This is a genomic window from Pseudomonas sp. GW821-FHT07B01, from assembly GCF_059419065.1.
Genome location: NZ_JBWKRA010000001.1, coordinates 286,304 through 313,301, shown reverse-complemented (window position 1 = coordinate 313,301; position 26,998 = coordinate 286,304). Strand labels below are relative to the sequence as shown.

The 26,998-nt window shown below is 60.4% G+C and carries 26 protein-coding genes; 14 read left to right on the top strand and 12 right to left on the bottom strand.

Features of this window, described 5'->3' with window-relative positions; translation table 11 throughout:
- Positions 1–15 precede the first annotated feature (15 nt).
- Positions 16–285 carry a hypothetical protein gene (locus AC07S6_RS01470; RefSeq protein ID WP_034128302.1) on the bottom strand — a complete coding sequence of 90 codons (270 nt, stop codon included), beginning with the start codon at positions 283–285 and terminating at the stop codon, positions 16–18.
- Positions 286–438: 153 nt separating this feature from the next.
- Between AC07S6_RS01470 and AC07S6_RS01465 the strand changes: the two genes are divergently transcribed.
- The 3 genes from AC07S6_RS01465 (at position 439) to AC07S6_RS01455 (ending at position 3,507) form a co-directional block, all read left to right on the top strand.
- Positions 439–828, top strand: a complete 390-nt coding sequence (locus AC07S6_RS01465) for a transcriptional regulator (RefSeq protein WP_495111542.1) — start codon at positions 439–441, stop codon at positions 826–828.
- A 125-nt stretch (positions 829–953) separates the two neighbouring features.
- Positions 954–2,669 (top strand): copper resistance system multicopper oxidase, encoded by a 1,716-nt coding sequence (locus tag AC07S6_RS01460; RefSeq protein WP_495111541.1) that lies wholly within the window; start codon positions 954–956, stop codon positions 2,667–2,669.
- A 10-nt stretch (positions 2,670–2,679) separates the two neighbouring features.
- Positions 2,680–3,507, top strand: coding sequence for a copper resistance protein B (locus AC07S6_RS01455; RefSeq protein WP_495111540.1), 828 nt, complete (start codon positions 2,680–2,682; stop codon positions 3,505–3,507).
- Between the two features lie 13 nt (positions 3,508–3,520).
- Here AC07S6_RS01455 and AC07S6_RS01450 read toward each other — a convergent pair whose 3' ends face one another.
- The 3 genes from AC07S6_RS01450 to AC07S6_RS01440 form a co-directional block, all read right to left on the bottom strand.
- On the bottom strand, positions 3,521–4,387 hold the full coding sequence (locus tag AC07S6_RS01450; protein ID WP_495111539.1) for a DUF6279 family lipoprotein: 867 nt from the start codon (positions 4,385–4,387) through the stop codon (positions 3,521–3,523).
- A gap of 66 nt (positions 4,388–4,453) precedes the next feature.
- Entirely contained in the window at positions 4,454–5,176 is a 723-nt protein-coding gene (locus tag AC07S6_RS01445; protein ID WP_057976196.1) for a TorF family putative porin, read from the bottom strand.
- Between the two features lie 212 nt (positions 5,177–5,388).
- Entirely contained in the window at positions 5,389–5,568 is a 180-nt protein-coding gene (locus AC07S6_RS01440; protein ID WP_003193095.1) for a PFL_1563 family small protein, read from the bottom strand.
- A 323-nt stretch (positions 5,569–5,891) separates the two neighbouring features.
- Here AC07S6_RS01440 and AC07S6_RS01435 point away from each other — a divergent pair, with 323 nt between their 5' ends.
- Positions 5,892–6,728 carry a CvfB family protein gene (locus AC07S6_RS01435; protein ID WP_054897831.1) on the top strand — a complete coding sequence of 279 codons (837 nt, stop codon included), beginning with the start codon at positions 5,892–5,894 and terminating at the stop codon, positions 6,726–6,728.
- A 159-nt stretch (positions 6,729–6,887) separates the two neighbouring features.
- Positions 6,888–7,286: a DUF2177 family protein gene (locus AC07S6_RS01430; protein WP_080757723.1), complete on the top strand. Its 399-nt coding sequence runs from the start codon at positions 6,888–6,890 to the stop codon at positions 7,284–7,286.
- Here AC07S6_RS01430 and AC07S6_RS01425 read toward each other — a convergent pair.
- Entirely contained in the window at positions 7,230–8,408 is a 1,179-nt protein-coding gene (locus AC07S6_RS01425; RefSeq protein ID WP_495111538.1) for an MFS transporter, read from the bottom strand. The genes AC07S6_RS01430 and AC07S6_RS01425 overlap by 57 nt on opposite strands.
- 104 nt (positions 8,409–8,512) lie before the next feature.
- On the opposite strand from AC07S6_RS01425, the gene ptrR reads away from it, so the two are divergent.
- Together ptrR and AC07S6_RS01415 are read left to right on the top strand one after the other, a co-directional pair.
- Positions 8,513–9,406 carry a putrescine utilization regulator PtrR gene (gene ptrR, locus AC07S6_RS01420; protein WP_495111537.1) on the top strand — a complete coding sequence of 298 codons (894 nt, stop codon included), beginning with the start codon at positions 8,513–8,515 and terminating at the stop codon, positions 9,404–9,406.
- 142 nt (positions 9,407–9,548) lie between these two features.
- Entirely contained in the window at positions 9,549–9,671 is a 123-nt protein-coding gene (locus AC07S6_RS01415) for a PA1414 family protein (protein WP_003193089.1), read from the top strand.
- Positions 9,672–9,848: 177 nt separating this feature from the next.
- Here the strand turns inward: AC07S6_RS01415 and AC07S6_RS01410 are convergent, their stop codons facing one another.
- Positions 9,849–11,231 carry a sodium:solute symporter family protein gene (locus AC07S6_RS01410; protein ID WP_495111536.1) on the bottom strand — a complete coding sequence of 461 codons (1,383 nt, stop codon included), beginning with the start codon at positions 11,229–11,231 and terminating at the stop codon, positions 9,849–9,851.
- Positions 11,232–11,393: 162 nt separating this feature from the next.
- Positions 11,394–12,344, bottom strand: coding sequence for an agmatinase (gene speB, locus AC07S6_RS01405; protein ID WP_014719407.1), 951 nt, complete (start codon positions 12,342–12,344; stop codon positions 11,394–11,396).
- A 182-nt stretch (positions 12,345–12,526) separates the two neighbouring features.
- On the opposite strand from speB, the gene AC07S6_RS01400 reads away from it, so the two are divergent.
- The 7 genes from AC07S6_RS01400 (at position 12,527) to AC07S6_RS01370 (ending at position 20,310) form a co-directional block, all read left to right on the top strand.
- A complete protein-coding gene (locus AC07S6_RS01400; protein ID WP_034128316.1) occupies positions 12,527–13,420 on the top strand; it encodes a LysR family transcriptional regulator in 894 nt (297 codons plus the stop codon).
- A 7-nt stretch (positions 13,421–13,427) separates the two neighbouring features.
- Positions 13,428–14,027 (top strand): tRNA-uridine aminocarboxypropyltransferase, encoded by a 600-nt coding sequence (locus AC07S6_RS01395; RefSeq protein WP_089041938.1) that lies wholly within the window; start codon positions 13,428–13,430, stop codon positions 14,025–14,027.
- A gap of 105 nt (positions 14,028–14,132) precedes the next feature.
- A complete protein-coding gene (cysM, locus tag AC07S6_RS01390) occupies positions 14,133–15,035 on the top strand; it encodes a cysteine synthase CysM (RefSeq protein WP_003193080.1) in 903 nt (300 codons plus the stop codon).
- Positions 15,035–16,387 carry a 23S rRNA (uracil(1939)-C(5))-methyltransferase RlmD gene (gene rlmD, locus AC07S6_RS01385; RefSeq protein ID WP_495111535.1) on the top strand — a complete coding sequence of 451 codons (1,353 nt, stop codon included), beginning with the start codon at positions 15,035–15,037 and terminating at the stop codon, positions 16,385–16,387. The genes cysM and rlmD overlap by 1 nt, the downstream gene beginning before the upstream one ends.
- A gap of 120 nt (positions 16,388–16,507) precedes the next feature.
- Positions 16,508–18,751 (top strand): GTP diphosphokinase, encoded by a 2,244-nt coding sequence (relA, locus tag AC07S6_RS01380; RefSeq protein ID WP_005790193.1) that lies wholly within the window; start codon positions 16,508–16,510, stop codon positions 18,749–18,751.
- Positions 18,752–18,905: 154 nt separating this feature from the next.
- Complete coding sequence (gene mazG / locus AC07S6_RS01375; protein WP_003193074.1) at positions 18,906–19,739, top strand: nucleoside triphosphate pyrophosphohydrolase; 834 nt, start codon at positions 18,906–18,908, stop codon at positions 19,737–19,739.
- Between the two features lie 25 nt (positions 19,740–19,764).
- The gene (locus AC07S6_RS01370; protein ID WP_014719402.1) at positions 19,765–20,310 is read left to right on the top strand and encodes a DUF2058 domain-containing protein; all 546 of its coding nucleotides are present in this window, start codon (positions 19,765–19,767) and stop codon (positions 20,308–20,310) included.
- 60 nt (positions 20,311–20,370) lie between these two features.
- Here the strand turns inward: AC07S6_RS01370 and AC07S6_RS01365 are convergent, their stop codons facing one another.
- The 5 genes from AC07S6_RS01365 to AC07S6_RS01345 all read right to left on the bottom strand — a co-directional run bounded on the left by AC07S6_RS01365 (position 20,371) and on the right by AC07S6_RS01345 (position 26,997).
- Positions 20,371–22,491, bottom strand: a complete 2,121-nt coding sequence (locus AC07S6_RS01365) for a TonB-dependent receptor (protein WP_495111534.1) — start codon at positions 22,489–22,491, stop codon at positions 20,371–20,373.
- On the bottom strand, positions 22,488–23,714 hold the full coding sequence (locus AC07S6_RS01360; protein WP_495111533.1) for an MFS transporter: 1,227 nt from the start codon (positions 23,712–23,714) through the stop codon (positions 22,488–22,490). The genes AC07S6_RS01365 and AC07S6_RS01360 overlap by 4 nt, the downstream gene beginning before the upstream one ends.
- Complete coding sequence (locus AC07S6_RS01355; protein WP_495111532.1) at positions 23,704–25,629, bottom strand: IucA/IucC family protein; 1,926 nt, start codon at positions 25,627–25,629, stop codon at positions 23,704–23,706. Before AC07S6_RS01355 ends, AC07S6_RS01360 begins: the two co-directional genes overlap by 11 nt.
- Positions 25,630–25,817: 188 nt before the next feature.
- Entirely contained in the window at positions 25,818–26,006 is a 189-nt protein-coding gene (locus tag AC07S6_RS01350; protein WP_003193064.1) for a hypothetical protein, read from the bottom strand.
- Between the two features lie 277 nt (positions 26,007–26,283).
- Positions 26,284–26,997: a DUF3108 domain-containing protein gene (locus AC07S6_RS01345; RefSeq protein WP_014719399.1), complete on the bottom strand. Its 714-nt coding sequence runs from the start codon at positions 26,995–26,997 to the stop codon at positions 26,284–26,286.
- Position 26,998 lies beyond the last annotated feature (1 nt).

Sequence of the window (26,998 nt, the reverse complement as noted above, 5' to 3'; positions counted from 1 at the left end):
TGCGTCGCGTTGTGCTCAATGCTTCCCCGCAGCCTCTCTGAGCTCCTTGAGCCGCGCATCGATCAACTGGCACTTGTCGGGAAACTTGGCGCTTTCAGTATCCAGGTCCATCTTCTGCAACTCGTCATTCATCTCCTTGGCCTTGTTCGGGTTCTGCTCGGTGAGCTTGGTCACTTCCTTGGCCAGCTCCTCGCGCTTGGCCGTGGCCTCCTCAGGCGTGCAGGCCCAGGCGGGCAGGGTGCTCAACAGCGTGGCGGCGAGGGTCAGCTTCATCAAGGTTTTCATGGTCGGACTTCCTTGGCAGTGATGTGCAGTTGAGGCGGCGAACCTAGGGAAAGTTCAGAGAAATGACGCCCGTCCGTTTGGTTGAACGGCCCGTGCCGGAACGTGTCACTCCCTAAGACGGGCTAACTCCATCGGCCTGCAGGAGGAATCAGGATGACAACTTACAATTGGGATCTGATCGAACGTCTGCTGCATGAAGTGCAGAACGGCGAGGGCAGCTTTGCCCCGCGCAAATACGCCGAACAAGAAGCGGCCGAGAAGGCGACGGCCGGCGAGGACACTGGCAACCTGGACGCACTCAAGAGGACCGCTGCCGATTACGAGGCGCTGCTGTTCAAGCGTGGCTTTATTGAGTCTCGGCCTGAGGAAGAGGGCGGCAATGGCGAGAACTTCATCCTGACGGCGCTGGGGGCGCAATTGCTGGCGCTGATCGACAGTTCGATTCCGGGCAATGATCATCCGCGTCAGGTGTTGGATGAGCAGGAGGACGCGCTTGATCCGGCAACGTTCGCTGAAGTGGCCTCCAAAGCGCAGATCGCCTGATCTTCTTATGCCCCGGCGCCCCGAGGGAGCCGGGTGAACCTGTCGAATCGGTAATCTGCCGCTAAGGTTGCTGACAGCCAGCGACGCCTAATCTGCTGCCATTCAACTCGCGGACTTGAATCGGCATGCACTCCACAACCTCCAGACGCACATTCGTCAAAGGCTTGGCCGCGGGCGGCCTGCTGGGCGGGCTCGGGCTTTGGCGCCCGCCGGTGTGGGCGCTGGCCAGCGCCGGCCAGCCTACGGTACTCGCCGGCAGCGAATTTGACCTGTTTATTGACCAGACTCCCGTCAACCTGACCGGCCGTGCTCGCACCGCGTTGACCGTCAACGACAGCCTGCCAGGCCCGCTGTTACGCTGGCGGGAGGGCGACACCGTGACCCTGCGCGTGAAAAACCGCCTTGGCGAGCCCACCTCGATCCACTGGCACGGCATCCTGCTGCCATCGACCATGGACGGCGTGCCCGGCCTGAGCTTCAAGGGCATCGAACCGGGCGGCCTTTACGTCTACCAGTTCAAGGTCAAACAGCACGGCACTTACTGGTATCACAGCCATTCAGGGCTTCAGGAACAGCAGGGCGTGTATGGCCCGCTGGTCATCGACCCCAAGGAACCCGAGCCGTATATCTACCAGCGCGATTACGTGGTGATGCTGTCGGACTGGACCGACGAAGACCCCGTCGCCCTGATGAAAACTCTCAAGAAGCAGTCCGATTACTACAACCTGCACAAACCCACCCTGGGCGATTTTATCCGGGATGTGGGCAAGCAGGGCTGGTCGGCCACGGCTGCCGACCGGCTGATGTGGGCGCAAATGAACATGAACCCCACCGACCTTGCGGACGTCAGCGGCGAGACCTACACCTACTTGCTCAACGGCCAGCCGCCTGGGCAGAACTGGACCGGAGTGTTCAAGGCGGGGGAAACGATTCGCCTGCGTTTTATCAATGGCTCGGCGATGACCTATTTTGATGTGCGCATTCCAGGGTTGAAGATGACCGTCATCGCCGCGGATGGTCAGCCGGTAAAGCCTGTAAGTGTCGACGAGTTCCGTATCGCCGTGGCGGAAACCTACGATGTGCTGGTCGAGCCTGTGGCAGAGGCTTACACCCTGTTTGCTCAGTCCATGGACCGCACAGGCTATGCCCGTGGCACCCTCGCCCGGCAGATGGGAGCGACCGCCTCAGTTCCACTGCTTGATCCGCGCCCGTGGCTGACCATGGAGGACATGGGCATGGGCGGCATGGACCACGGCGCGATGGCCGATATGCCGGGCATGGAAGGCATGGATCACAGTGCCATGGGCGCGATGGCGATGCAGAAACACCCCGCCAGCGAGCAGAACAACCCGCTGGTAGACATGCAGGCGATGAACCCGGTGCCCAAGCTGGACGACCCTGGAATCGGCCTGCGCAACAATGGCCGCCGGGTGCTCACCTATGCCGACCTGCGCAGTACCTTTGAAGACCCCGATGGCCGCGCCCCCTCGCGCACCGTCGAATTGCATCTCACCGGGCATATGGAAAAGTTCGCCTGGTCGTTCAACGGCGTGAAGTTTTCCGATGCCGAGCCCTTGCAACTGACTTATGGCGAGCGCGTGCGGGTGGTGCTGGTCAACGACACCATGATGGCCCACCCGATTCACCTGCATGGCTTATGGAGCGACCTGGAGGACGAAAACGGCCAGTTCCTGGTGCGCAAACACACCATCGACATGCCACCGGGCTCCCGTCGCAGTTACCGCGTCACCGCCGATGCCCTGGGGCGCTGGGCCTATCACTGCCACCTGCTGTACCACATGGAAATGGGCATGTTCCGTGAGGTGCGCGTGCATGAATAAGGAAGCGAGCATGAACCGTTGCGTCTCGTCCCTTTGCATCGCGTTCGCCACGCTGGGGTTCGCCCCATGGGCGTTGGCGGCCGAGGATGAATTTCAGGGCATGAGCCCGGCGACGCCAGCGTTGACGCAAAGCCGTACGCCGATTCCGGCGCTGACCGACGCAGACCGCGCAGCGGTCTACAACGCGCCGGGAGGGCATCAGGTACATGACAGCGGCGTCAACTCGATGCTGCTGGTCCACCAGTTGGAATGGCAGGGCGGCGACGGCAACGCGCAGAGTTGGGACATCAAGGGTTGGGTCGGCGGTGACATCGACCGGTTGTGGCTACGCAGTGAAGGCGAACGCAGCGCCGGCCGCACTGAAAGCGCCGAAGCCCAAGCGCTATGGGGGCGCGCAATCAGCCCGTGGTGGGATGTGGTCGGCGGCGTGCGCCAGGACTTCAAGCCCGGTGCCAGCCAGAGCTGGGCGGCCTTTGGCCTACAAGGCATGGCGCTCTACAACTTCGAGGCCGAAGCCACGTTGTTTGTCGGCGAATCGGGGCATACCGCCGCACGTCTTGAGGGTGACTACGACATTCTGCTCACCAATCGCCTGATCCTGCAGCCGACCGCCGAACTCAACTTTTATGCGCAGAACGATCCGCAACGCGGCGTTGGTTCGGGCTTGGCGGAAAGTGAGCTGGGCTTGCGTTTGCGCTACGAAGTTCGCCGCGAGTTTGCGCCTTATGTCGGGCTCAGCTGGAACCGCACTTATGGCCAGACCGCGCAATACGCACGGGACGAAGGCGAAGACGTTAACCAACTGCACTGGGTGGTTGGCGTGCGCCTATGGTTCTGACCGCAAGCATCCATCAAGACTGTGCGCTTTTCAGGCATTTAAGCGCCTGGAAGTCGCTGCGGACCTTGTCGATTTTCTGGGTGAGTTTCAGGCGCTGCGCTGGGGAGCTTTGGGCCATCACGTCCACGAGCAAACTGCGCGCGGCGGCTTCGGTCTGTGCGTAGGCGGCGCGGTATTGCGGGGTCCACAGGCTTTCGCGATCCACCAGCAGTTGCTGGATTTTCTGCGGGAAATCGGCATTGTGGCGTTGTTGCAGCGCCTCGATAAATTGCGCCTGCCAATGGGCGCGGTTGCCGATCCACGCTTGGTTTTGCGCGCCCAACTCGGCCGACCAGGCCGTGACGCGGTTTTGCTGGCCTGGGCTCAACGGGCCGACCCAGGCGTCTAGGCGCTTGCTCATACGCTCGGCGCGTTCCTTGATTTGTTGAGCCAGTGGTGGCTTGAGGTATTCGTCCTGGCGTTTGCGCAGGTCCTTGGCCAGAGCATCGCTCATGTCCTTGACCTGCTGATCGTCCAGGCCTTGCAGCAATTGCACAGCTGAGGGCGTGATTTCCCGAGCAATCTCGGCAATTGCCTGTTTGGCTTCGACAGTACGGGTTTGCAATGCGGCGTCGGTGACCTGGTTACTGTCGACCATCTGCTGCAGGCGGTCGAGCCAGTCCAGGTAGCCAGGCAATTGCGTGGTGCAGTGCCAGGCCAGGTGTTCCTTGAGGGTGTCGTTGAACCAGCTCTTTTGCCCGGCATTCATGTCCAGGTAGTCGTTGAGGGTCCAGGGGATGATCACGTCGAGGTTACGGTAGGCCAGGCCCACGCGATTGCAGCCGGCGAGCACCAGGCTCAGAGTCAGCAGTACCATCAGGAATTTGAGCCGGCGCAACATGGGCAGGTCCTTGCATGGAGGGCGTTAATGCATGTGAACCTGCGCGGGGTGCGACAGTTCAGCCCATCAATAAAACGACCGCGCGGCCTTCAAGGTCAACAGCCCATCACATTGCGAGTTGTGTCCGGAGTAGGCCGAGCAGTCACTGCCGCTGAGGCTGGAGCCGCTGTAGATCAGGTCCAGGTCAATGCCTTTCCAGGCCCGGGAAAACTGTACCGACCAATCGCTGAAACTGCTGATGGCGCCGTTCTCTACCGAGACCGGTGTGCCCAGTTGATGGGTGGTGTATTTCATGCTGACGCCGATGCCGAAAGGCTGGGTGCCGCCCAGGTCTGCAAACAGGGTGCTGTCCTGGCGGTCGGGGTCGTTGCTGAAAGACACGCCAAAGCGGTTGCCCAACAGGTTCAGCCCGCCGTAGAACTCCTGGCTGTCGAGGGGGCTGAGCTTGGGGTAGCTGTAGTGGATCAAGCCGACTTCATAGCCCAGGGTCTGGTCGAACGGACGCTTGAAGCCCATGTAGGAGTCGACTTCAAGGTTATTGGCCGACGACAGGCCCATGTTCGGGGAAAACTGGCCGAAATACAGGCCGCTGTCGTGGGTAAGGTCCAGGCCTCCGTGGAACGAGTCGCTGCCAGGGGCGGTCGGCTTGACCAGGCCCTGGGCCATGGTGCGGCTGGGGGTTGTACCTAATTTCAGGTCGAAGTCACCCAATTCGCGCTGGAAGATATGCGCTTCGGCCAAAGGGCTGGCGACCAGGATGCTGACCACGAAAATACAGCGTTTAAGCATGCTTCACTCCATGAAAAGCGAGGAGCAGTAACGGAAAGATTCAGGCAGATGCCCGTGCTAGACGTGTGCAAGGATACCGGCGAATGCCAGGCATTGAGGCCCGTTCGTCGATTAGCTGCGTATTGAGGGTGTCGGGAGGGGGTGGCAACTCTAGTCCTAGCGCCTCGAAGGCAAGACGCTTAGGGACCAGATGCAGTGCGCGGGTATGACTATTACTTCTTGCCCAGGCTGATCTGCTTGGACGGGCCGAAAGTCTGGCCGCTCACGCCCTTGGCAATTTGCTGGATTTCGCCGCCGGACTTGAGGAACGCAGCAATCTGGCTGTTGATCGATTCGCTGGTTTCAACGGCGGGAGCTGGCTTTGCTTTGCTGTTGGATGCTTTTACACGCATGGCGGCCACTAACCTGTAGAAAATTAACTTGGCCAGCTATCGTACAGGAAATACTTGACAATTGCTTGGCAAATATCCCTCGAGAATAAGTGCTCGCGGCTGGAAATAGCCGAAGTTCAGCGCTGAAATAAAGCGCTAACTTACTGTTTTAGCTGGAAACCCAACGCCTTTGGACACGCTGATGGCCTGCTCAAAGTGAACCGAACGATCAGACGAGTGGGGCGATGCCACTGGAACGCCATGCCAGCCGCGATTTTTCAGGCGCGTGCGCGTGCAGGGCACAACTCGGGTAGAATGCCGCCCACGCAATGAGGGTATTGGAAATGGCTTTAGTCGGGCGCTACAACAGCTTGCAAGTGGTCAAGCACACTAACTTTGGTTTGTACCTCGATGGTGCGCAAGATGGCGAAATCCTCTTGCCTAATCGGTATATCCCTAAAGATATTCCCAGTGAAGATGAAGACTGGCTCAACGTTTTCATTTATCTGGACAGCGATGACAAACTTATCGCCACCACCGAAAAGCCCAAAGTTCAAGTCGGTGAATTCGCCAGTTTGAAAGTTGTGGAAGTCAACAGCATTGGCGTGTTCCTTGATTGGGGTTTGCCCAAGGATCTGCTGCTGCCTTATTCGGAAGAAAAACGCCAGATGACCGCGGGTGAATATTGCGTGGTGCACGTCTACCTCGACAAGCACACCAAGCGCATCACCGCCACCGCTCGCCTTGACCGTTACCTGGACAAGACGCCGGCGAACTATCAGGTGGGCCAGGAAGTCGACCTGCTGGTGGCCGAAGCCACTGACATGGGCTTCAAGGCGATCATCAACAACAAGCACTGGGGCTTGATCCACAAGAACGAAGTGTTCAAGTTCCTGCGCCCGGGCAAGGAAGAGAAGGGCTTTATCAAAGAGATCCGCGCCGATGGCAACATCAGCCTGAGCCTGCAGCCGGTGGGCCAGGAAGCGGCCTCCAGCCTGAACTCGAAGATCCTCGCCAAGTTGCGCGACAACAATGGCAGCCTGCCGGTCAGCGACAAAAGCGACCCGGCGGTGATCAGTAACTTGTTCGGCGTGAGCAAGGGCAACTTCAAGAAGGCCATTGGTGCGCTCTACAAGCAGGGCCAGATCGTGATTCATGCGGATCGCATTGAACTAAGCTGAGTACGCTTCGCTCTCCTGTAGGAGCGAGCTTGTTGTGGCGAGGGAGCTTGCTCCCGCTCGACTGCGTAGCAGTCGCAAGCTTTTTTGGGGGCGCTTCGCACCCCAACGCAAGCAAGCTTGCTCGCCACAACAAGCTTGCCTTCACAGTAGGGCTTGCTCATGTCCAGAAAGTCGTTGTATGCCTACCTCGGTACCTTGCTCGCCTTCCTGGTCCTCGACGGCCTTTGGCTCGGCGTGCTCATGGGGCCCACCTACAAATCCCTGCTTGGCGCGCTGATGCTTGATCAGCCACGCCTGTTGCCTGCGGTATTGTTCTATCTCCTGTATGTCCTCGGTTGCGTGGTGCTGGTTATCTTGCCCAGCGCCAGTTGGCAGCGCGCTGCGCGTTTGGGCGCCTTGCTTGGCCTGGTGGCCTACGGCACCTATGACCTGAGCAACTGGGCCACGCTTCAAGGCTGGTCCGCTGGGTTGGCGCTGATGGACATGGCGTGGGGCACGTGCCTAACCGCCATTTGCTGCACTGTTGGCCATTTGTGTGCAAATCGGCTGTGGCGGTAGAGGGCGGTTGATCAGTATTGAACCTGCTAATAACAACCCGGTACCGGCAGCGACCAACGCCGGTTGCAGGCCGCCACTGAGGTGGCTGCTGACCGACGCCAATAGTGGCCCGCTCAATTGGCCGACGGCGAAGCTGGCGGTCAGCAGCCCCGTGCTGCGTTGGTAGCCATGGGGTGCGACCTCCCTTAATCGCGCCATCACCAACTGCATGCAGGCCAAAAATGGCGCACCGCACAGCAACACGCCCAGCGCCAAGCCCCAGCCATTGCCCAGCAGGCAGGCAAATACCCCGGCCGCTTGCAGCCATAAAGTCGCCATCAGCCAGCGACGGGTGGTGTTCGGGTGCTTGCGGCGCAGGCTGGCCACCCCCACTCCCAGCGCGGCCGCCAGGCCAAAGCAGGGCCAGAACAGATCGGCCTGCCAGGCCCCGTTGAATTGAGCGCTGGCCATCTGCGACAGAAAAGTCGCCGGGATGATGTAGCCCAGGCCGTACAGGAAATAAATCCAGCACAGGTGCGCGATGCTGCCGTTGCTCCCCGCGCTGGAGACCTGGGTAACAGTGACGGCCGGCTTGGGTAAAAACGGCAGGATCGCCAGCAGCATCACCAGCGCCACCGTCCCGTAGATCAACCACAGCGCGGCAGAGCTTTGCCCTAATAGGTTCGACACCAGCGCCAGCAGCCCCGTCAGCACAATCCCCAACCCCGGCCCGGCAAACACCAGCGCACCCAGGCGCGGGCGGCCGGCGGCAATCGCCAGTGGCTGGCTCAGGCTGGTAATCATCACCAGGGCCCAGGCACTGGCGACCCCGATGCCAAAGCGCAGCAACAAGTGCGGCCAGAACCCGTTAGCCCAATAGGACGCCAAGGTCAGCAATACGCACAGCCACAACCCGCCGTAGAGGCGCCCGCGCACATGCTGATGGCTACGGGCAAAGATCGAGTCCACCGCGCCGACGAAATAACCCAGGTAATTGGCGGCAGCGAGCAGGCCGGCGCCGGTCAGGCCGATCTGGCCTTCACTGAGCAAATGCGGCATTTGCGGAGTCAGGGCGAAGCGGCCAATGCCCATGGCCATCATCAGGGCGACGGAGCTGGCGAGTAAACGAATCAGCGGGGACATGTTCAGGTTTCCTGCAAAGAAGCGAATGCCTTGCAGGCTAAGACGGATTGACTTTCTGTAAAATTGAATAATAGTGAGTAACTTGTTCAGTTTTGGAGAAAGTAATGGAGTTCAGTCAATTGCGCATTTTCCAGGCTGTGGCGGAAGAGGGCTCCATTACCCGTGCCGCCGAGCGCCTGCACCGCGTGCCGTCCAACCTGTCGACCCGGCTTAAACAAATGGAAGAGCAATTGGGTGTCGACCTGTTCGTGCGCGAGCGCCAGCGTTTGCAGCTTTCTCCGGCAGGCAAGGTACTACTGGACTACAGCACCCGCCTGCTGGCGCTGCACGATGAAGCCCACGGCGCCGTACAAGGCGGGCAACCGGCTGGTGATTTCGTATTGGGCAGCATGTACAGCACCGCCGCGGTTCATTTGCCGAAGCTGCTGGCGCGCTATCACAAGACTTACCCCATGGTGAACCTTCAGGTGCAGTCGGCACCCAGTGGGGAGTTGCTGGAAGGGCTGATTACCGGGCGCCTGGATGCAGCCTTCGTCGACGGCCCGCTGACCATCGCCACCCTGGATGGCGTACCGCTGTGCGAAGAGCGCCTGGTGCTGATTTGCGAGGCCGATCATCCGCCGGTGCGTGGCCCCCAGGATGTGGCGGGCCGTGCGGTGTTCACGTTCCGGCGCAGTTGCGCCTACCGCACGCGCCTGGAAACCTGGTTTTCCCATGAGCGAGTGGCGATGGGGCGGGCGATCGAGATCGAGTCCTACCAAGGCATGCTCGCTTGCGTGATCGCAGGTTCCGGCGTGGCGTTGATGTCTGAATCCATGCTCGCAAGCCTTCCCGGCAAGGACAGCGTGTCCGTTCATCCGCTGACCGGGCCTTTTGCCACTGCGACCACCTGGCTAGTGTGGCGAAAGGGTATGCTCGGCGCTAACCTCAATGCATGGATCGACCTGCAGCAAGACGGCAACCCACTGTGCGTGCAAGACACTCGCGCGATTGCTTGAACGATCCGTCAGGATTCGGATCAATTCAGTAATAGTTCGTTGTGGTTTCCTTCAAGCATTACCTAGGACTTAGGGCTACTATCACTGTAGGAAACGGCGACAGAACTCACGCCGGCCAGCACTACCCTCAAAGGGGGCAATCATGAAAGAGAAAATCCAAAACTGGCTCCACGACCTTGGCGTTGCGTTGGGCTTGATCGAGCCTCCGCTGCAACCGGTGCCGATTCGCACGGATGACGAGCAACGTCGGCCCCGTCGCCGCTAAAGAATGTGGGAGCGGGCTTGCTCGCGAAAGCGGTGTATCAGCCAACGGAAAGGTTGAATGACACACCGCTTTCGCGAGCAAGCCCGCTCCCACAGTTGTATTGCACTAGGCGAAAAAAACGGGCGCGACCTCCGACGTCGCGCCCGCTGAAGAAAATATCCTCGTCCCTGTTATAGCTCAAACCACCGCAGCCGCCACCTTGGCCGGCCGACGCGACAGCAAACTCACCAGTACAAAGCTCACCAGCGCCACTGCCAGGCTGTAGTAGATCGGCGTGTTTGCATCCAGCCCATCCTTGAACATGAATACCAGCGCGGTCACAAAGCCCAGGCTCATGGACGTGATTGCGCCCGAGGTGGTCGCGCGCTTCCAGAAGATCGCGCCGATCAAGGGCACCAACATACCGCCCACCAACAGGTTATAGGCCAGTGTCAGGGCGCTGATCACATCGTTCACCACCAACGCGATGCCCAGCACGGCAATGCCGGTCAACAGGGTGAACAGGCGGTTGATACGCAGGCTCGACGCCTTGCCGCCGCGCAGGCGAGGCAACAAGTCTTCGGTTAACACAGTGGAGGCGGCGAGCAGGCCGGCGCTGGCGGTGGACATCATGGCGGCCAGCGCGGCGGCGATGACCAGGCCGCGAATGCCGTCCGGCAGCGAGGCTTTGACGATCGCGGCGAAGGCATTGTTGACGTTGTCCAGGTCCGGGATCAGCACATGGGCAGCCATGCCGATCAGCGCACAGGCCAGGCCGTACAGGATGCAATAGAAGCCGGCGAAAGTGCCTGCGTACTGGGCGACCTTTTCGTCACGGGCGGTGAAGACCCGTTGCCAGATATCCTGGCCGATCAGGATGCCAAAGAAGTAGATCATGAAGTAGGTGATGATCGTGTCCCAGCCGATAGCGGTGAAGCTGAAGTTCGACGCCGGCAGTTTGGCCACCAGTTCATCCCAGCCACCGACGCGGTACAGGCAGATCGGCAACAGGATGAACATCAGGCCGATGGTCTTGATCACGAATTGCACAATATCAGTGAGGGTCAGCGACCACATGCCACCGATGGTCGAATACACCACCACCACGCCGCCGCCCACCAGTACCGACATCCAGAACGGCAGGTCAAACAGCACTTGCAGCACGGTGCCGATGGCCAGGATCGAGGTCACGCCGATCATCAGCGCGTAGGCCAGCATGATCACCGCGCTGGCCTGGCGGGCCATGGGGTTGTAGCGTTTTTCCAGGACCTGGGTGACGGTGAAGATTTTCAGCTTCAACAGCGGCTTGGCCAGGAACAGGTTCAGGGCAATGATGCCCGCGCCGAGCGCGGCGCACAGCCAGAAACCCGAAATACCATGCACATACCCCAGGCGCACGGTACCGACGGTGGAGGCACCGCCCAGCACCGTAGCGGCCATGGTGCCCATGTACAGTGACGGGCCGAGGTTACGGCCGGCGACCAGGTAGTCTTCGTGGGTTTTGGCGCGACGCATGCCGTAGTAGCCGAGCACCAGCATGCCGGCGGCGTAGATGAGTACGACGAATAAATCCAAAGCCATGACGGCGGTTCTCCGATTATATTTTTTATGGGCGATCAGGCGGCAGCTGGCTCGGTAAACACGCGAGCGAAAGTCAGGTACATCGTTGTCGGGGATCTGTGCGACCCCCTTGGTTGTGAGTGTGAAGACGCGGTTTTTATTGTTCTCAGCGCGTTCGCCTTATCAGCGATGCGCGACGCCAGGCAGTACGCAGAGCATCTCGTACAGCAAGTTGGCGCCCAGCAACGAGGTATTGCCGGTGGTGTCGTAAGGCGGCGAAACTTCTACCAGGTCGCAACCAATCAGATCGAGGCCCTGGCAGCCACGGATGATTTCGATGGCCTGAATGGTGGTCAGCCCGCCGATTTCAGGGGTGCCGGTGCCGGGCGCCCAGGCGGGGTCGATGCCGTCGATGTCAAAGCTCAGGTACACCGGGCCGCCGCCGACTTTTTCCCGCACTTCGGCCATCAGCGGCGCGAGGGAGTGATGCCAGCATTCTTCGGCCTGGACCACACGGAAGCCTTGCTTGCGGCTCCAGTTGAAGTCTTCGGCGGTATACCCCTGGGCGCGCAGGCCGATCTGCACCACGCGGTCGCAATCGAGCAAGCCCTCTTCCACGGCGCGGCGGAAGGTGGTGCCGTGGGCAATTTTTTCGCCGAACATATGGTCGTTGACGTCGGCGTGGGCATCAATGTGCACCAGCCCGACCTTGCCATGTTTTTTGTGGATCGCCCGCAGGATCGGCAGGGTGATGGTGTGGTCGCCACCCAGGGTCAGGGGGATGACGTTGTGCTCGAGGATCTCGTCGTAGGCTTCTTCGATGATGCGCACCGCGTCGAGCAGGTTAAAGGTATTGATCGCCACGTCGCCGATATCGGCCACCGACAATGAGTCGAAGGGGGCAGCGCCGGTGGCCATGTTATAGGGGCGGATCATCACCGACTCGGCACGGATTTCCCGTGGGCCGAAGCGCGTACCGGCGCGCAGCGAGGTGCCGATATCCAGAGGCACGCCGACGAAGGCGGCGTCCAGGCCCTTGGCGGTTTGCAGGTGGGGAAGACGCATCATGGTGGCGATGCCGGCGAAGCGCGGCATTTCGTTGCCGCCCAGTGGTTGGTGGAAAATCTTGTCCACGGGATTGCCTCATCGTTGTTTATTGATGGCCGATTCTGCGAAAAGCCTGGCTTAGGAAGAATCGGCAGAGGCAAATACTTAGTTCAGATTTTTCTGAACTAAAGCCTGGGGTAAACTCCATTCAAATGTGGGAGCAGGCAAGTCAGCTCCCACAATTTAGTGTGCCCCCCCCTGGAGCCCCCATGGCCAACGCCTTGCCCGACCTGAAACTCCTGCGCATCTTCGTCAGCGTCGTGCGCCACCAAGGGTTTGCCAACGCCCAGCACGAGCTCAACCTGTCGACGTCGGCCATCAGCACCTACATGAGCCAACTCGAGTCAGCCTTGGGCCTGGTGCTGTGCCATCGTGGCCGTGGCGGCTTCAGCCTGACCAGCAAGGGCGAGCTGTTTCATCAGGAGACCCTGCGCCTGTTGGGCGAACTCGAAGGTTTCGAGCAATACGCCGCTGCGTTGAAAGGCGAATTGCGCGGCACCCTCAAGCTCGGGGTGCTCGACTCCACCGTCAGCGACAAGGCCTTGCCGTTCGCCGAAGTGATTGGCGCCTACAGCCTGGAGCACCCGGCAGTGCATTTGCACCTGTCGGTGATGAGCCCCTACGAATTGCAACTGGGGGTCCAGGACAATCGCCTGGACCTGGCCATCGGTGCGTTCTCCAACCGCATGAGCGGGCTGGTCTACATGCCGCTGTACCGCGAACAGCACTGGTTGTATTGCAGCACCCGGCACCCATTGTTCAACGAGCGGCGCATCCCGGAACAAGTGATCACCCAGCAACGCATGGTCGGACGAGGTTACTGGAGCCAGGCCGAGCTGGCGCGCCACGGCTTCAAGCACAGCGCTGCCACGGTGGAAAGTATGGAGGCGCAACTGATTCTGGTGCTGTCGGGCGCTTATATTGGCTACCTGCCCGAACACTACGCCCAGGCCTGGGCTGACAAGGGCGACCTGCGCGTTTTGCTGCCGGCGACCTTCGGCTACCAGGCGCCGTTTTCGCTGATCATGCGCCGTGGCCGCAGCCGCGAGCCACTGATCCAGACCTTCCGCGATTTGCTCAAGACCCAGCTCAACCAGGCCTGAAAACACCATGTCCCGACCCCATTGCCCGCGCTGCCTGCGCCCGACCACGCACTGCCTGTGTGCGCTGATCCCCCACCTTGACAGCCGCACTCGTGTGTTGGTGTTGCAGCACCCGAGCGAGGTCGGCCATGCGCTCAATACTGCACGGTTGGCGGCGTTGGGCCTGAACAACGCGCAGTTGGTGGTGGGGGAGGTGTTTGATGACCTGGCGACGCTATTGAACCCGCCTGGCTATCGGCCACGCCTGTTGTTTCCGGCGGATGATGCCGAGCCGCTGCACGCCTACGCACCTGACGATCAGCCACTGCTGTTGGTGGTTCCCGATGGCACCTGGCGCAAGGCGCGCAAACTGCTGCACCTCAACCCTTTGCTGGCGGCATTGCCCCGGGTGACATTGGCTGAAGGCGGCGTTTCCCGCTATCGCTTGCGCAAGGCGCCGGGGCCTGGTGCTTTGTCAACGGTCGAAGCGATTACGCAAGCGTTGCAGGTATTGGAAGCGCCGACGTCGTTTGAGCCACTGCTCAAACCTTTTGAAGCGCTGATCGAAGGGCAGATTGCTGCGATGGGCGATGAAGTATTCCAGCGCAACCATGGCGACCCGACATAACCCCAGCTTATGCCTTTAAGCCATAAGCACCACACTTTGCGTGATATGGCCCGCCGGCCTTTCCCGGTATGATGTGCGCCCCGCAGTCTGGATTGCGAATACGCCATGACCTTGCAGTACCCAACAATCGCCGATTGTGTCGGCAACACGCCCCTGGTCCGCTTGCAACGCATGGCGGGTGAAACCAGCAATACCCTGTTGCTCAAACTTGAGGGCAACAACCCGGCCGGCTCCGTCAAAGACCGCCCGGCACTGTCGATGATCGCCCGCGCCGAGTTGCGTGGGCAGATCAAACCCGGCGACACCCTGATCGAAGCCACCTCCGGTAACACCGGGATCGCCCTGGCCATGGCCGCAGCGATCAAGGGTTACAAGATGGTGCTGATCATGCCCGACAACGGCAGCGCCGAGCGCAAGGCGGCGATGACCGCCTATGGCGCCCAGCTGATCCTGGTGACTCAGGAAGAAGGCATGGAAGGCGCCCGCGATCTTGCCGAGCGCATGGCCGCCGAAGGCCGTGGCGTGGTGCTCGATCAGTTCGCCAACGGCGACAACCCCGAGGCGCACTACACCAGCACCGGCCCGGAGATCTGGCGCCAGACCCAGGGCACCATCACCCACTTCGTCAGCTCCATGGGCACCACCGGTACCATCATGGGCAACTCGCGCTACCTCAAGGAGCAGAACCCAGCGATTCAGATCGTCGGCCTGCAACCGATGGAAGGCGCGGCCATCCCGGGTATTCGCCGTTGGCCCGAAGAGTATTTGCCGAAGATCTACAACGCCACGCGGGTAGACCGCATCATCGACATGGCCCAGCGCGAAGCCGAAGACACCACGCGCCGCCTGGCCCGTGAAGAAGGCATCTTCTGCGGCGTGTCCTCCGGTGGCGCCGTGGCCGGTATGTTGCGCTTGTCCAAAGAAGTGGAAAACGCGGTGATCGTCGCGATCATCTGTGACCGAGGCGACCGTTACCTGTCGACCGGCATTTTCGACGAACCCAACTGATGGCCAAGCACGAGAGAGGCCTGCGCTTTCAGCCGACGGGCGGCAGCCGGGCCCCACAGATACCTGTGGGCAAGAAACAGCGCCTGACCATCGAGCGCCTGGCCAATGACGGCCGGGGCATCGCGTTCTTTGAAGGCCGCACCTGGTTTGTGAATGGTGCGTTGGCCGGCGAAGAGGTGGAAGCACGGGTGTTGGGCGCCCATGGCAAAGTGGTCGAGGCGCGCACCGAGCGGGTGTTCCAGGCGAGTGAGCTGCGGCGCCCTGCGCCCTGCGCTCATGTTGGCCGCTGTGGCGGCTGCAGCGTGCAGCATCTGCCTCACGACCAGCAACTTGCCCTGAAACAGCGCATGCTCGCCGAGCAACTGTCGCGGGTGGCAGGTGTCGAACCGCAAGAGTGGGCCGCGCCGTTGAGCGGGCCGGAGTTCGGTTATCGGCGCCGCGCCCGCGTAGCCGTGCGTTGGGACGCCAAGGCGAAGCAACTCGAAGTGGGTTTTCGCGCCGTGGCCAGTCAGGACATCGTCGCTATCGATGATTGCCCGGTGCTGGTACAGGCCTTGCAACCGATCATGCAGCGTTTGCCAACGATGCTGCGTCGCTTGAGCAAACCGCAGGGGTTGGGGCATGTCGAGTTGTTCAGCGGCTCGTCCATCGCCGTGTTGCTGCGGCATATGGCGCCGTTGTCCGAGACTGACCTGCAGATCCTCAAGGAATTCTGCACCTTCCATGACGCCCAATTGTGGCTGCACGGGGAAGGGCAGCCGGAGCCCGTCGAGCCGGGTCAGGCCCTGGGCTTCCGTTTGGAGGCGTGGGATCTGGAGCTGGCGTACCGTCCGGGCGACTTTGTGCAGGTCAACGCCGGGGTCAATCAGGCGATGGTCGCCCAAGCGCTGCAATGGCTGGCGCCACAAGCCGACGAACGGGTACTGGACCTGTTTTGCGGCCTGGGCAACTTTGCCCTGCCACTGGCTCGCCACGTACGCGAAGTGGTGGCGGTGGAGGGCGTACAGGCCATGGTGGACCGTGCGGCCCTCAATGCCGTCAGCAACCATTTGCATAACGCACAGTTTTTTCAGGCCGATTTGTCCCAGCCTTTGACCGACGCAGAATGGGCCAAACAGGGCTTTTCTGCGGTACTCTTGGACCCACCCCGCGATGGTGCCCTGGAGGTTGTGCGCAAACTTGCCGCCTTGGGGGCCAAGCGCCTGGTGTATGTGTCCTGCAACCCAGCCACGCTGGCGCGGGACACGGTTGAGTTGGTCAAGCAAGGCTACCGGCTAAAGCGTGCCGGGATCCTCGACATGTTTCCGCAGACCGCGCATGTCGAGGCCATGGCGTTATTTGAAGCGGGCTAGGATGCCCGTTTAATCCGACTGGCCTGCGTTCTCCAGGGCCTGAACACTGCCACGGAGCTCGCAGTAAAGTCGGCGATGATTTTGGCGCATCGAAGGTGCGTCGTAGGGAAGGTAAGCAAGATGGTACAGGTGAGAGCACACCAGCCGATCAACACCGACGGCAGTATCAATCTCGAGGCATGGCTGGATCATGCCGTCAGTGTCGACCCGGCACTGGACCGTGAAGCCTTGAAAGCAGCCTGCGAGTTCGCTCGTGAGTCTGAACAGCAAGACAATGCGGCCAAGAACCTGTGGGCCGAAGGCACTTCAAGTTTTCGCACTGGCCTGGAAATCGCCGAGATCCTGGCCGATCTCAAGCTGGACCAGGATTCGCTGATCGCCGCCGTGCTCTATCGCGGCGTACGCGAAGGGCATATTCCGTTGGCCACCGTTGGCCAGCGTTTCGGTTCGGTGGTGGCCAAGCTGATCGACGGCGTGCTGCGCATGGCCGCCATCAGTGCCAGCCTCAGCCCGCGTCAGTCCATGGTGCTGGGCACCCAGGGCCAGGTAGAAAACCTGCGCAAAATGCTGGTAGCGATGGTCGACGATGTGCGCGTCGCCCTGATCAAGCTGGCCGAGCGTACTTGCGCGATCCGTGCGGTGAAGACCGCCGATGATGAAAAGCGCAACCGTGTGGCCCGCGAAGTCTTCGACATCTACGCGCCGCTGGCCCATCGCCTGGGCATCGGCCATATCAAGTGGGAGCTGGAGGATTTGTCCTTCCGCTACCTGGAACCTGACCAGTACAAACAGATCGCCACGCTGCTGCATGAGCGGCGCCTGGACCGCGAGCGCTTTATCAGCGACGTGATGGGCCAGTTGCGTTCGGAGCTGCAGGCCACCGGCGTGGACGCGGACATCAGCGGCCGCGCCAAGCACATCTATTCCATCTGGCGCAAAATGCAGCGCAAGGGCCTGGCCTTCAGCCAGATCTACGACGTGCGTGCGGTGCGCGTGCTGGTGCCGGAAATGCGCGACTGCTATACCGCGCTGGGTATCGTCCACACCCTGTGGCGGCACATTCCCAAGGAATTTGACGACTATATCGCCAACCCCAAGGAAAACGGCTACCGCTCGCTGCACACTGCCGTGATCGGCCCTGAAGGCAAGGTGCTGGAAGTGCAGATCCGCACCCACGCCATGCACGAAGAGGCCGAGCTGGGGGTGTGCGCGCACTGGCGCTACAAGGGCACCGACGTCAAGGCCGGGTCCAACCAGTACGAAGAGAAGATCTCCTGGCTGCGCCAAGTGCTGGAATGGCACGAAGAACTCGGCGACATCGGCGGCCTGGCCGAACAACTGCGGGTGGATATCGAGCCGGACCGGGTCTATATCTTCACGCCTGACGGCCACGCCATCGACTTGCCCAAGGGCGCCACGCCGCTGGACTTCGCCTACCGCGTGCATACCGAAATCGGGCATAACTGCCGCGGCGCCAAGATCAACGGGCGCATCGTGCCGCTCAACTACAGCCTGCAAACCGGTGAACAGGTCGAGATCATCACCAGCAAGCACGGTACGCCGAGCCGCGACTGGCTGAACCCGAACCTGGGTTACATCACCACTTCGCGGGCGCGGGCGAAGATCGTCCACTGGTTCAAGCTGCAGGCGCGTGACCAGAACGTCGCCGCCGGCAAAACCTTGCTTGAACGCGAACTGGCGCGCCTGGGCCTGCCTCAGGTGGACTTCGACAAGCTGGCCGAAAAGGCCAACATGAAGATCGCCGAAGACATGTTTGCCGCCCTCGGCGCGGGCGACCTGCGCCTGGCGCAACTGGTCAACCTGGCCCAGCAACTGGTCGAGCCTGAGCGCGGCAACGAACAGCTGGAGCTGATCCCGCGCAAAGCCACTGGCTACAAGCCGGGCAAGCGTGGCGATATCCAGATCCAGGGCGTGGGCAACCTGATGACGCAAATGGCCGGCTGCTGCCAGCCGTTGCCGGGCGACGCCATTGTCGGCTACATCACCCAGGGCCGTGGCGTGAGCATTCACCGCCAGGACTGCGCCTCGGTGCTGCAGCTGGGCGGGCGCGAACCGGAGCGGATCATCCAGGTCAGTTGGGGCCCGGTGCCGGTGCTCACGTATCCGGTGGACATTATCATCCGTGCCTACGACCGTTCCGGCTTGCTGCGTGACGTCTCGCAAGTGCTGCTCAACGAGCGGATCAACGTGCTGGCGGTCAACACCCGTTCGAACAAGGAAGACAACACTGCGTTGATGTCCCTGACCATCGAGATTCCGGGGTTGGACGCACTGGGACGGTTGCTGGGGCGGATTTCCCAGTTGCCGAACATCATCGAAACCCGGCGCAACCGCACCCCATGAATAGCTGGATGGGCGCGAACTGAATTGTGTTAGCTGCTTCATGTGGGAGCTGGCTTGCCTGCGATAGCATCACCTCGGTTTAACTGAAGCACCGAGTCGCGAGCATCGCAGGCAAGCCAGCTCCCACATTGGATTTTCAGCGGAAAGAGATACGATGTATTCACTCGAAGACCTGCTGCACCTGATGAGCCGTCTGCGCGACCCGCAATACGGCTGCCCGTGGGACATCAAGCAAACCTACGCGACCATCGTCCCGCACACGCTGGAGGAGGCCTATGAAGTGGCCGACGCCATCGAGCGCGGCGATTTCGATCACCTGCAAGGTGAGTTGGGCGACCTGCTGTTCCAAGTGGTGTATTACAGCCAACTGGCGCGGGAAGAAGGGCGCTTCGAGTTTGCCGGCGTGATCGACAGCATCACCCGTAAGTTGATTCGCCGGCATCCTCACGTGTTCCCAACCGGCGACCTGTACGCACCGCTGGATATCCCGCAGTTGAGCGAAGAACAGGTCAAGGAACGCTGGGAGCAGATCAAAGCTGAGGAGCGCGCAGAAAAGTCCGACGCTCCCGAGCAACTCTCCCTGCTCGATGATGTGCCCACCGCCTTACCGTCGTTATCCCGTGCGGCCAAATTGCAAAAGCGCGCCAGCCAGGTCGGTTTCGACTGGCCGTCCGCGTTGCCGGTGGTGGATAACGTGCGCGAAGAGTTGGACGAAGTGCTCGAAGCCATGGCCGATAACGACTCGGCAGCCATCGCCGATGAAGTCGGCGACCTGCTGTTTGCCGCGGTCAACCTGGCCCGTCACCTCAAGGTCGACCCGGAAACCGCCTTGCGCGGTGCCAATGCCAAGTTCGAACGACGTTTCCGATTTATCGAACAGGCATTGCGCGATACGCACCAACCCATAGAAGATTGCACCCTCGAAGAGTTGGACGCCCTGTGGGGCGAAGCCAAACGCCAGGAAAAGAATGTGTCCAGCTGCGGTTGAGCAGTTGCCTAAGTGAGTAAGCACCATGAGCCTTTCCCTTCGCGACCAGTTGCTCAAAGCAGGTCTGGTCAACCAAAAGCAGGCCAAGCAGGTCGGCAAAGAGAAACAGAAACAGCAGCGCCTGGTCCACAAGGGCCAGGCCGAAGTCGATGATACCCAGGCGCGCCTGGCCGCTGAGGCACACGCCGAGAAGGTCAAGCGTGACCAGGAGCTGAACCGTCAGCAGCAGGAAAAAGCCGAGGCCAAGGCGCGTACCGCCCAGGTCAAGCAACTGATCGAGACCTCGCGCCTGCCCAAGCTGACCACCGAGGACTACTACAACTTCGTCGATGACAAGAAGGTCAAGCGCCTGTCGGTCAACACGCTGATGCGCAACAAGCTGAGCAACGGCTCTCTGGCGATCGTGCACCACGGTGGGGGCTACGAGGTGATCCCGCGCGAAGCGGCGCTCAAAATCCAGGAGCGTGCTCCAGAGCGTATCGTGCAGCTCAACATCCTCACCGAAAGCCAGGTGCCGGATGAGGACGATCCATACGCCGCTTACCAGATCCCTGATGATCTGATGTGGTAAGCCGCTAGAAACGACAAACCCCGCCAAACGGCGGGGTTTGTGTTTTAAGCGTGCAGCCTGTTACCAATCCACTGCGTAACTCAGGCTGAAGGTACGACCTTCGGCATTCGGGTACGGTGCGCGGGCGTTGGCCTGGGCGAACATGTTCTGGTAGTTGCGGTTGGTGAGGTTGTACACCGCACCTTCGAGGCGGCCTACCGGTAGCTTTACCGAGCCCAGCAGGTCGACCAGGGTGTAGCCCTGGATATCGCGGCCGTTGTTGTCTTTGGCCGCCGCGTCATAATTGGCCAGGCGCATACCCTGCAAGCGCAGGCTGTAGTCGTCACGCTCATAGCCGACAAAGGCTGTGGTCTTGGCGGGGGAGATGCGGGTGGCAGGCAGGTCGATCCACTTGCCGTTCTGCTGGGTCTCGCCTTTGGCGTAAGCGTAAGTACCGCCGACGGACCATTGGTCGCTGATGTTATAGGTCAGGCCGGTTTCGACGCCACGCACGCGCTCTTTCTGATTGATCAGGCGCAGCACACGATCATTGGCATCATAGAACTGCGTGACATCCGAGGTGTTTTCGTACGCGGTGACACTGGCCTGCCACTTGTCCCAGTCGCCACGCCAGCCCAGCTCGTAGCTATCGACTTTCAAGGCCTGGGCATTGAGGTCCTGGATATCGTATTTGCTGTTCACGTCACGCAGGAAGCGCTGGATATCCGGTAGGGAAAAGCCCTGGCTGAAGTTGACGAACACATCCTGGTTGTCGGTCAGGTGGTACACCGCACCGAGGTTATACAGCGTGTCATCGTATTTAAGCGTGCCACCGGGCAGTGTCGCGCGGTTGCCGGTCTGGACGATTTCGCCATACGCGATGCTGTCGGAGACTTTACTCTCAATCCATTCGCGACGTACGCCACCGCGCAAGGTCCAGCTGTCGATGTCGTAGGAGAGCTGGCCAAAAATGGCTTTGGTGGTGGTCTCGATATCTGGACCCAGTTCGAACGTGGTACCGGTTTTCGTGTAGGTCAGGCCATTGACCCGGTATTGGTCGCCACGCTGGCGTGAGGTTTCATGGTCGTAGTCCGCGCCCCATACCAGGTTGCCCGTTGCCGGGCCGATGTCCGGCATCTGGGTCTCGATCGCCGCACGCAGGCCGTAGACGTCCTGCACGCTGTTGTTATCTGACACGCCTGCCCGGCCTCGGGACAGGTCTGGAAAGAACAGGGCGTCGGCCCGCCGCCAGTAGCTTTCGATCTGCAGGCCCTGGCCGTAGAAATCCTTGTCGGCGTAGTTGAGGTTGACCGCCTGGTTGTGGGTGTAGGGTTGGTCGCCCAGGTCCAGGCCTTTTACGGCGACTGCGTTGCTGGTGATGCGGGGGTTCTTGGTGTAGCGGGTGTCTTGTTCGTCCTTGTAGTCTTGCAGCGACAGGCTGATTTTCTTGTCGTCATCAAGCTCATAGCCGAAGCGACCTTGCAGGTCGTAGGTATCGGTGTCCATGTTGCTGCCCTGGGACGTGTCCTGGGGAATGCGCTTGCCATTACCGTCGAACTGATCGTTGCGCTGCACGGTGTTGCCCGAGAGGTACCAGTCCACCGGGCCCTTGCGCCCGGTGGCGCTTTGGAACGCCTGATAAGCGAACCCCTTGTGGCTGAGGTTGTTACCGGCGGTCATGCCGATCTTGCTGCTGAACGCCAGGTCTTCACCTTGGTTGCGTTTGGTGATGATGTTGATGATGCCGCCCGATGCGCCTGCGCCGTAGACACTGCTGGCACCGGAGATCACTTCGATACGCTCGATGCTTTCCGGTGCCACGCTGTTGAGCTGGCGGAAGTTATCGCGCGTGGCGTTTTGTGAAACCCCATCGATCAGGATCAGGGTATTACGCCCGCGAAGCGTCTGGCCGAAGTTGCTCATGCCGCCGCTGGAAGGGGCAATGCCAGGCACCAGTTGGCCGAGGATATCTGCAACCCGACGTCCTGCTCCGGTCTGCTGGCGGATTTGCGCTTCATTGATCACCTGCACTGAGCCTGGAATCTGCGCAATGCTGGTTTCGCTGCGCGTGGCCGATACGACTGTTGCCTGTAATTGCAGGCTGGTCGGGGCTGCCTGTGTCTGTTCTGTCTGATCGGCCCAGGCGGGCGCACTCATCGAGCCGAGAAGCGGCAGCAGAACGGCCAATTGCGATTTATTCATGGGTTTGTCTCAGAGTTATTAGAAGTATTGACAGAAAAATCGGGTGTCTCAGGCGCTCGCGTGTATGAACGGATCGCGCGGATACTCACGGCGGCCAATGCATAGGTCAGTGCGACCAGCCAGAAGCTGTGCGCCAGGCCCACCCACCCCATGCCGATACCGCCTATCAAGGCGCCGCACAGCGCACCTGCTTTGGCGGCGCTGTTACCCATGCCCAGGGCAAAACCCTGCTGGCTGGACGCGACGGTATTGGCGATCAGCGTGTAGGCCACGGGCAGCAAAGCTCCCTGCCACACGCCCCACAGCAACCGGCTGGCGATGAACCCCAACCATTCACTGGCCAGCGCCGTGCAGGCCAGCGTGAGGGCGCAGGCCCAGGTGACCCATTCGATGATGCGCAGCGTATGTGCTGGCTGATGTCGATCGAACAGGCGGCCCCATAACGGCGCAGACAGTGCCAGGGTCAAGGCGCTGGCGCCATAGCTGGCGCCGATCAGCCACGCGGGCGCCTGCAAAACCTCGGCAACATATAGAGCGTAAAACGGTTGCGGCATCATCCTGGCTGCCTGGATCAATACGATGATCCCCAACATCGCGCCAAGCCAGCCTTTGGGCAGTGCGACAGGCTTCGATGGGCGGGCAGGTCTGGATCGTGGTGAGTCGCTGGGTAAAAACGCGCTGATTATCGCGCACAACAGGCAGACGACGGTGGCGCTGTAGCACAGCAATGCGAAACCGGATATGTCCATCAGCCAGCCGCCCAATACCGGTCCGGCCAGGGAGCCTACGGCAGTGGCTGATTGCAGCCTGGCAAGAATGTGCCCCCGTCCGCCGTCGCCGCAGCAGGCCAGTGCGTAGGCTTGGGCAGCTGCAATGAAGCCGGCCAACGCACCTTGCACCACGCGGATGACCACCAGCCACCACGGATCAGGCGTTATCGCAGCCAGCGCCTGACACACCGCCAGTGCCAGCAACGCGCGGATGATCATGGGCTTATGGCCGGTACGGTCGCCCAGCTTCCCCCACATGGGCGTGAGGATCATCGCTGCCATCATCGGCCCGGCATACACCAGAGAAGACAGCAGGCCGGTGTACTGAGCATTGGCGGCGCCCAACAGCTTCTGGATTTGCAGCGGCCAGAACGGGCCGCTCATTTCCATCGCCCCCATCGACACCAACTGAATCACCACCAGCAGCCGCAGCGCTGTGTTGTTAGTCGGCATTGGCGGCCGCGCTCAACGGGTTGGGCAGGCGCCCGACGATATCGGCATGACTCTCCAGCAGACGCATGCGCATGAACGACTTGGCCGGCCACGCGTGCTCCAGCAGTGCTTCGCGCTCGGTGGCCCAGCGCGGCGGATCAACCTGCGAGCGCAGGTCGTCAAAACACTGGCTGACCTGAGCCGACAGTTCATTCCAGAGCAGCGTCTGGGGGATGTCGAAGTGGCGCGCGGCAAGCAGGATGAGCTCGCCCAGATGGCACATGAATACGGTGTGCAGCAGCTTGTCCCTTACGAAACCTGCGTCGTCGTACAGCGTCATCTTCGGGTCGTGCAGTTCAATGTCCAGGCCGTGGGCGTGCAAGGTTTTGCGGTCGATACGGATATCGCCGAAATCGCGTAACAGCAGGCGGCTCAATTGCCCGTCTGCGGCCATGACCATAAAGGAGTTCTGCTGATGGGCCTCGAATGCAACGCCGTAGCGCAAATACATGCCCAGCAGCGCCGGCACACTGATCGCCGCGTACTCATGGAAGAAGGCGAGCATGGCCGCCGCGTCATCCTTGCCTTGGCTCAGGCGCACCCATTGGCGCAGCAGCGGCTGGCCGTGTTGATCAATGGCAAACAGGCTGCCCACCGGCACGGCCATTTCCCCGGGCTGGAGCTGGCTATGGGGATTGTCGCGATAGAGCACCGCCAGGTGGCGGGAGTGCTCGTCATTGGCCGGCTGTGGCTTGAAATGCACACCGATACGCTCGGGAACGATGCTGAGGATTTTCTGAATCGCAGGCTCGCGCTCCAGGATGGCCAGCAGCAAATGGCTGATCCGTGGGCCCATGCGTGCTGAGCGCGGTGAGACGGTGCGCTGCACGCTGGTCAGTCGCAGCGACACGGGCAGTTTGACCATAGGCGCATCGCAACGCCCTTCAGGCAACACGGTTCTGAATGACATGGTGGGGTGGGCGGTAAACGCGACGATATCGGTCAGCACCAGCAGTTTGTCGCCGATTTCGTTGGCGAACAGTTGGGGCAGTTCCTGGCGTGCCTGCCAGGGGTGGGCGGGCAATGGCAGATAATCGCCTGCCTGAAGGCCCTGTGCTTGCAGGACTGCGGTCAATTGCTGTGCCGCTTGCGGGAAGTGCTCGCTCCACCACTGCCAGTAATCGGCGGTACCGGCCAACTTTTCGACATGGGCAAATTGGCGATGCAGCGCGCACAGCAGCACCGGGAAGCGTGCTTCGAACTCTGGCGAATAGTCGATGACTTGCTCGGTATTCAGGCCCAGCTTGGTCTTGTAATTGGGATGCCATGGGTGACCCAGTGTTCCCCACTGTTCAAGCACGGAAGTCGGGTTGATAACGCTCGGGCTGTTTTTGAGATGACTCAGCAGATTGTCTTGATGCTCCGGGCCCAGGGATGCATGCAGCTTGAGCGTCCATTGCTCATGGAAGGCCAGGCACAAGGTGTCGTTGATGAAGCTGTCGTCGATCTCGACGTTGAGGCGGTTGAGCACTTCCCGGTCGGCAGGCGACTCAAGGCTGGCGTTAAGCAACGTCAACAACTGTGATGGGAACTGGATTTTCTGTTCGGGCTGGCCTTCGCGCAACAGGATGACTTCGCCACGCAGGTCCCAGCTTGCCATGCGGCCAGGGTGCAAATGTTCGAAACGCAATCGGGCCTGGCAAGCCAGTGTCAGCGAGCAATGCCCATGTTCGTCATAAAGGAGAGTGCTGGGGTCCAGCAGGCTTTCACGAAACAATGCTTGGATCAGGCGTTGGAAGCTACGTTCGGCGGCAGGTGCCAGCGTATTGATCAGGGCTTCGAGGGTGACGTGGCTGGTCTGAAATTGCGCAGTGGCAAGTGCTTCGCTCCAGCGTTCCAGTAACGCGTTTTCTGGCTTCCTGCTATTTCCGTGCATCAAATTGATTCCCTGATCGTCAGCCTGAATGAAAGGCGCACGAATGATATCGAGAATCATTATTTGTGTGTACTTTTGTTACATTAATTTATACCGAATCTTTGACAAAAAAACCGCGCTCGAATGGCGCGGTTTTTGATGTAGACGGCCCGGCTGCGTGGGCCGGGCGTCAACATGATTTCAGAGCTTCAGGAGCTTTTTGCCTGGCGTTGCAGTTCGAGAGTTTCGAGCTCGTTTTTATAATTGTGGGCGTCGCTCTCGTTGTGGAACATGCCGACCAATACGTCTTGCTGATGGACATCCCAGATGTGAATCCCATGGCCTACTGCTTCATGGGACATATGCTCATCGTCGCGTTCAGTTACTTTTACAGTCATCTGCTTGCTCCAATCTCTGGTTGATCTGCGGCAAGTCGTCGCAGGCCTCTGTTATATGATTTGTTAGCTTGCTAAGTAAACTGATTTTGCGCGCAATAATTCATTGCGGGGAACGCAACAATGCTGCAGGCCTTGTAAACCAAGGCATTGCGTCGCCATCGCAGCGGCTTTATGACAAAAGTTTCATGTTAAGGTTGGCTAGGTTGACCTCGGCACCGCTATCGCAGGCAAAAAAAAGCCCCGCATTCAGCGAGGCTCTTTTTCGGTGCATCAGCAATCAGCTACCTTTGACGGCCTTACCGTCAACGGTGCCATCCTGCAGCATGATGTTGTATTCCTTGCCGTCAGTCTCGACCTGACGCAAGGCAACCAGAATGCCGCCCTGGTCCTTGGCAAACCACATCTGTGTGATGCGCTTGCTCTGCGACGGGTCGCGCACGCGCTCGACCTTGATCGCGTCGATCGAACCGACCTTGGTCTGGACCTTTTCCGAGCCGATCACGCGGAAGTCGTAGGTATCGGTATCTGTACCTTCAACCACGCGGTAGCTCATGCTCTTCTTGCCCGCGGCAACATCGCGTTGCAGGGCAAGCTGGTAGGTGGACTTGTCGAGCATGCCGCTTTCGAGCGTGACATTGACCGGGTCTTTGTTTTCAAAGCCGGTGACTTTCTTGGCGCTCTGGTCGAAGTCCAGGTTGATCTTCTTCGCCTTGCCCAGGCCGCCGCGTTCGAAGCTGTAGCTCTTGGGTTGCAGGGTGTCCTTGTCGAACAGGATCACACTGGTTTCGGTCAGGCTGGCAATCATCATCGAGGCCTTGAAATTCAAGGTCCAGGTACCGTCGCCATTCTTGCTCAGGCTGCGTTCAGCCGAACCGCTCATGGGCAGTTGTTTCCAGTCGGCGGTGTAGCTGACGGAGAAGGGGTGAAGGTCTGCCGCTTGTACGGCAGGCAAAGCGAACAGCGCAAAAGCGAAAAGCAGGGCGCGACGCATA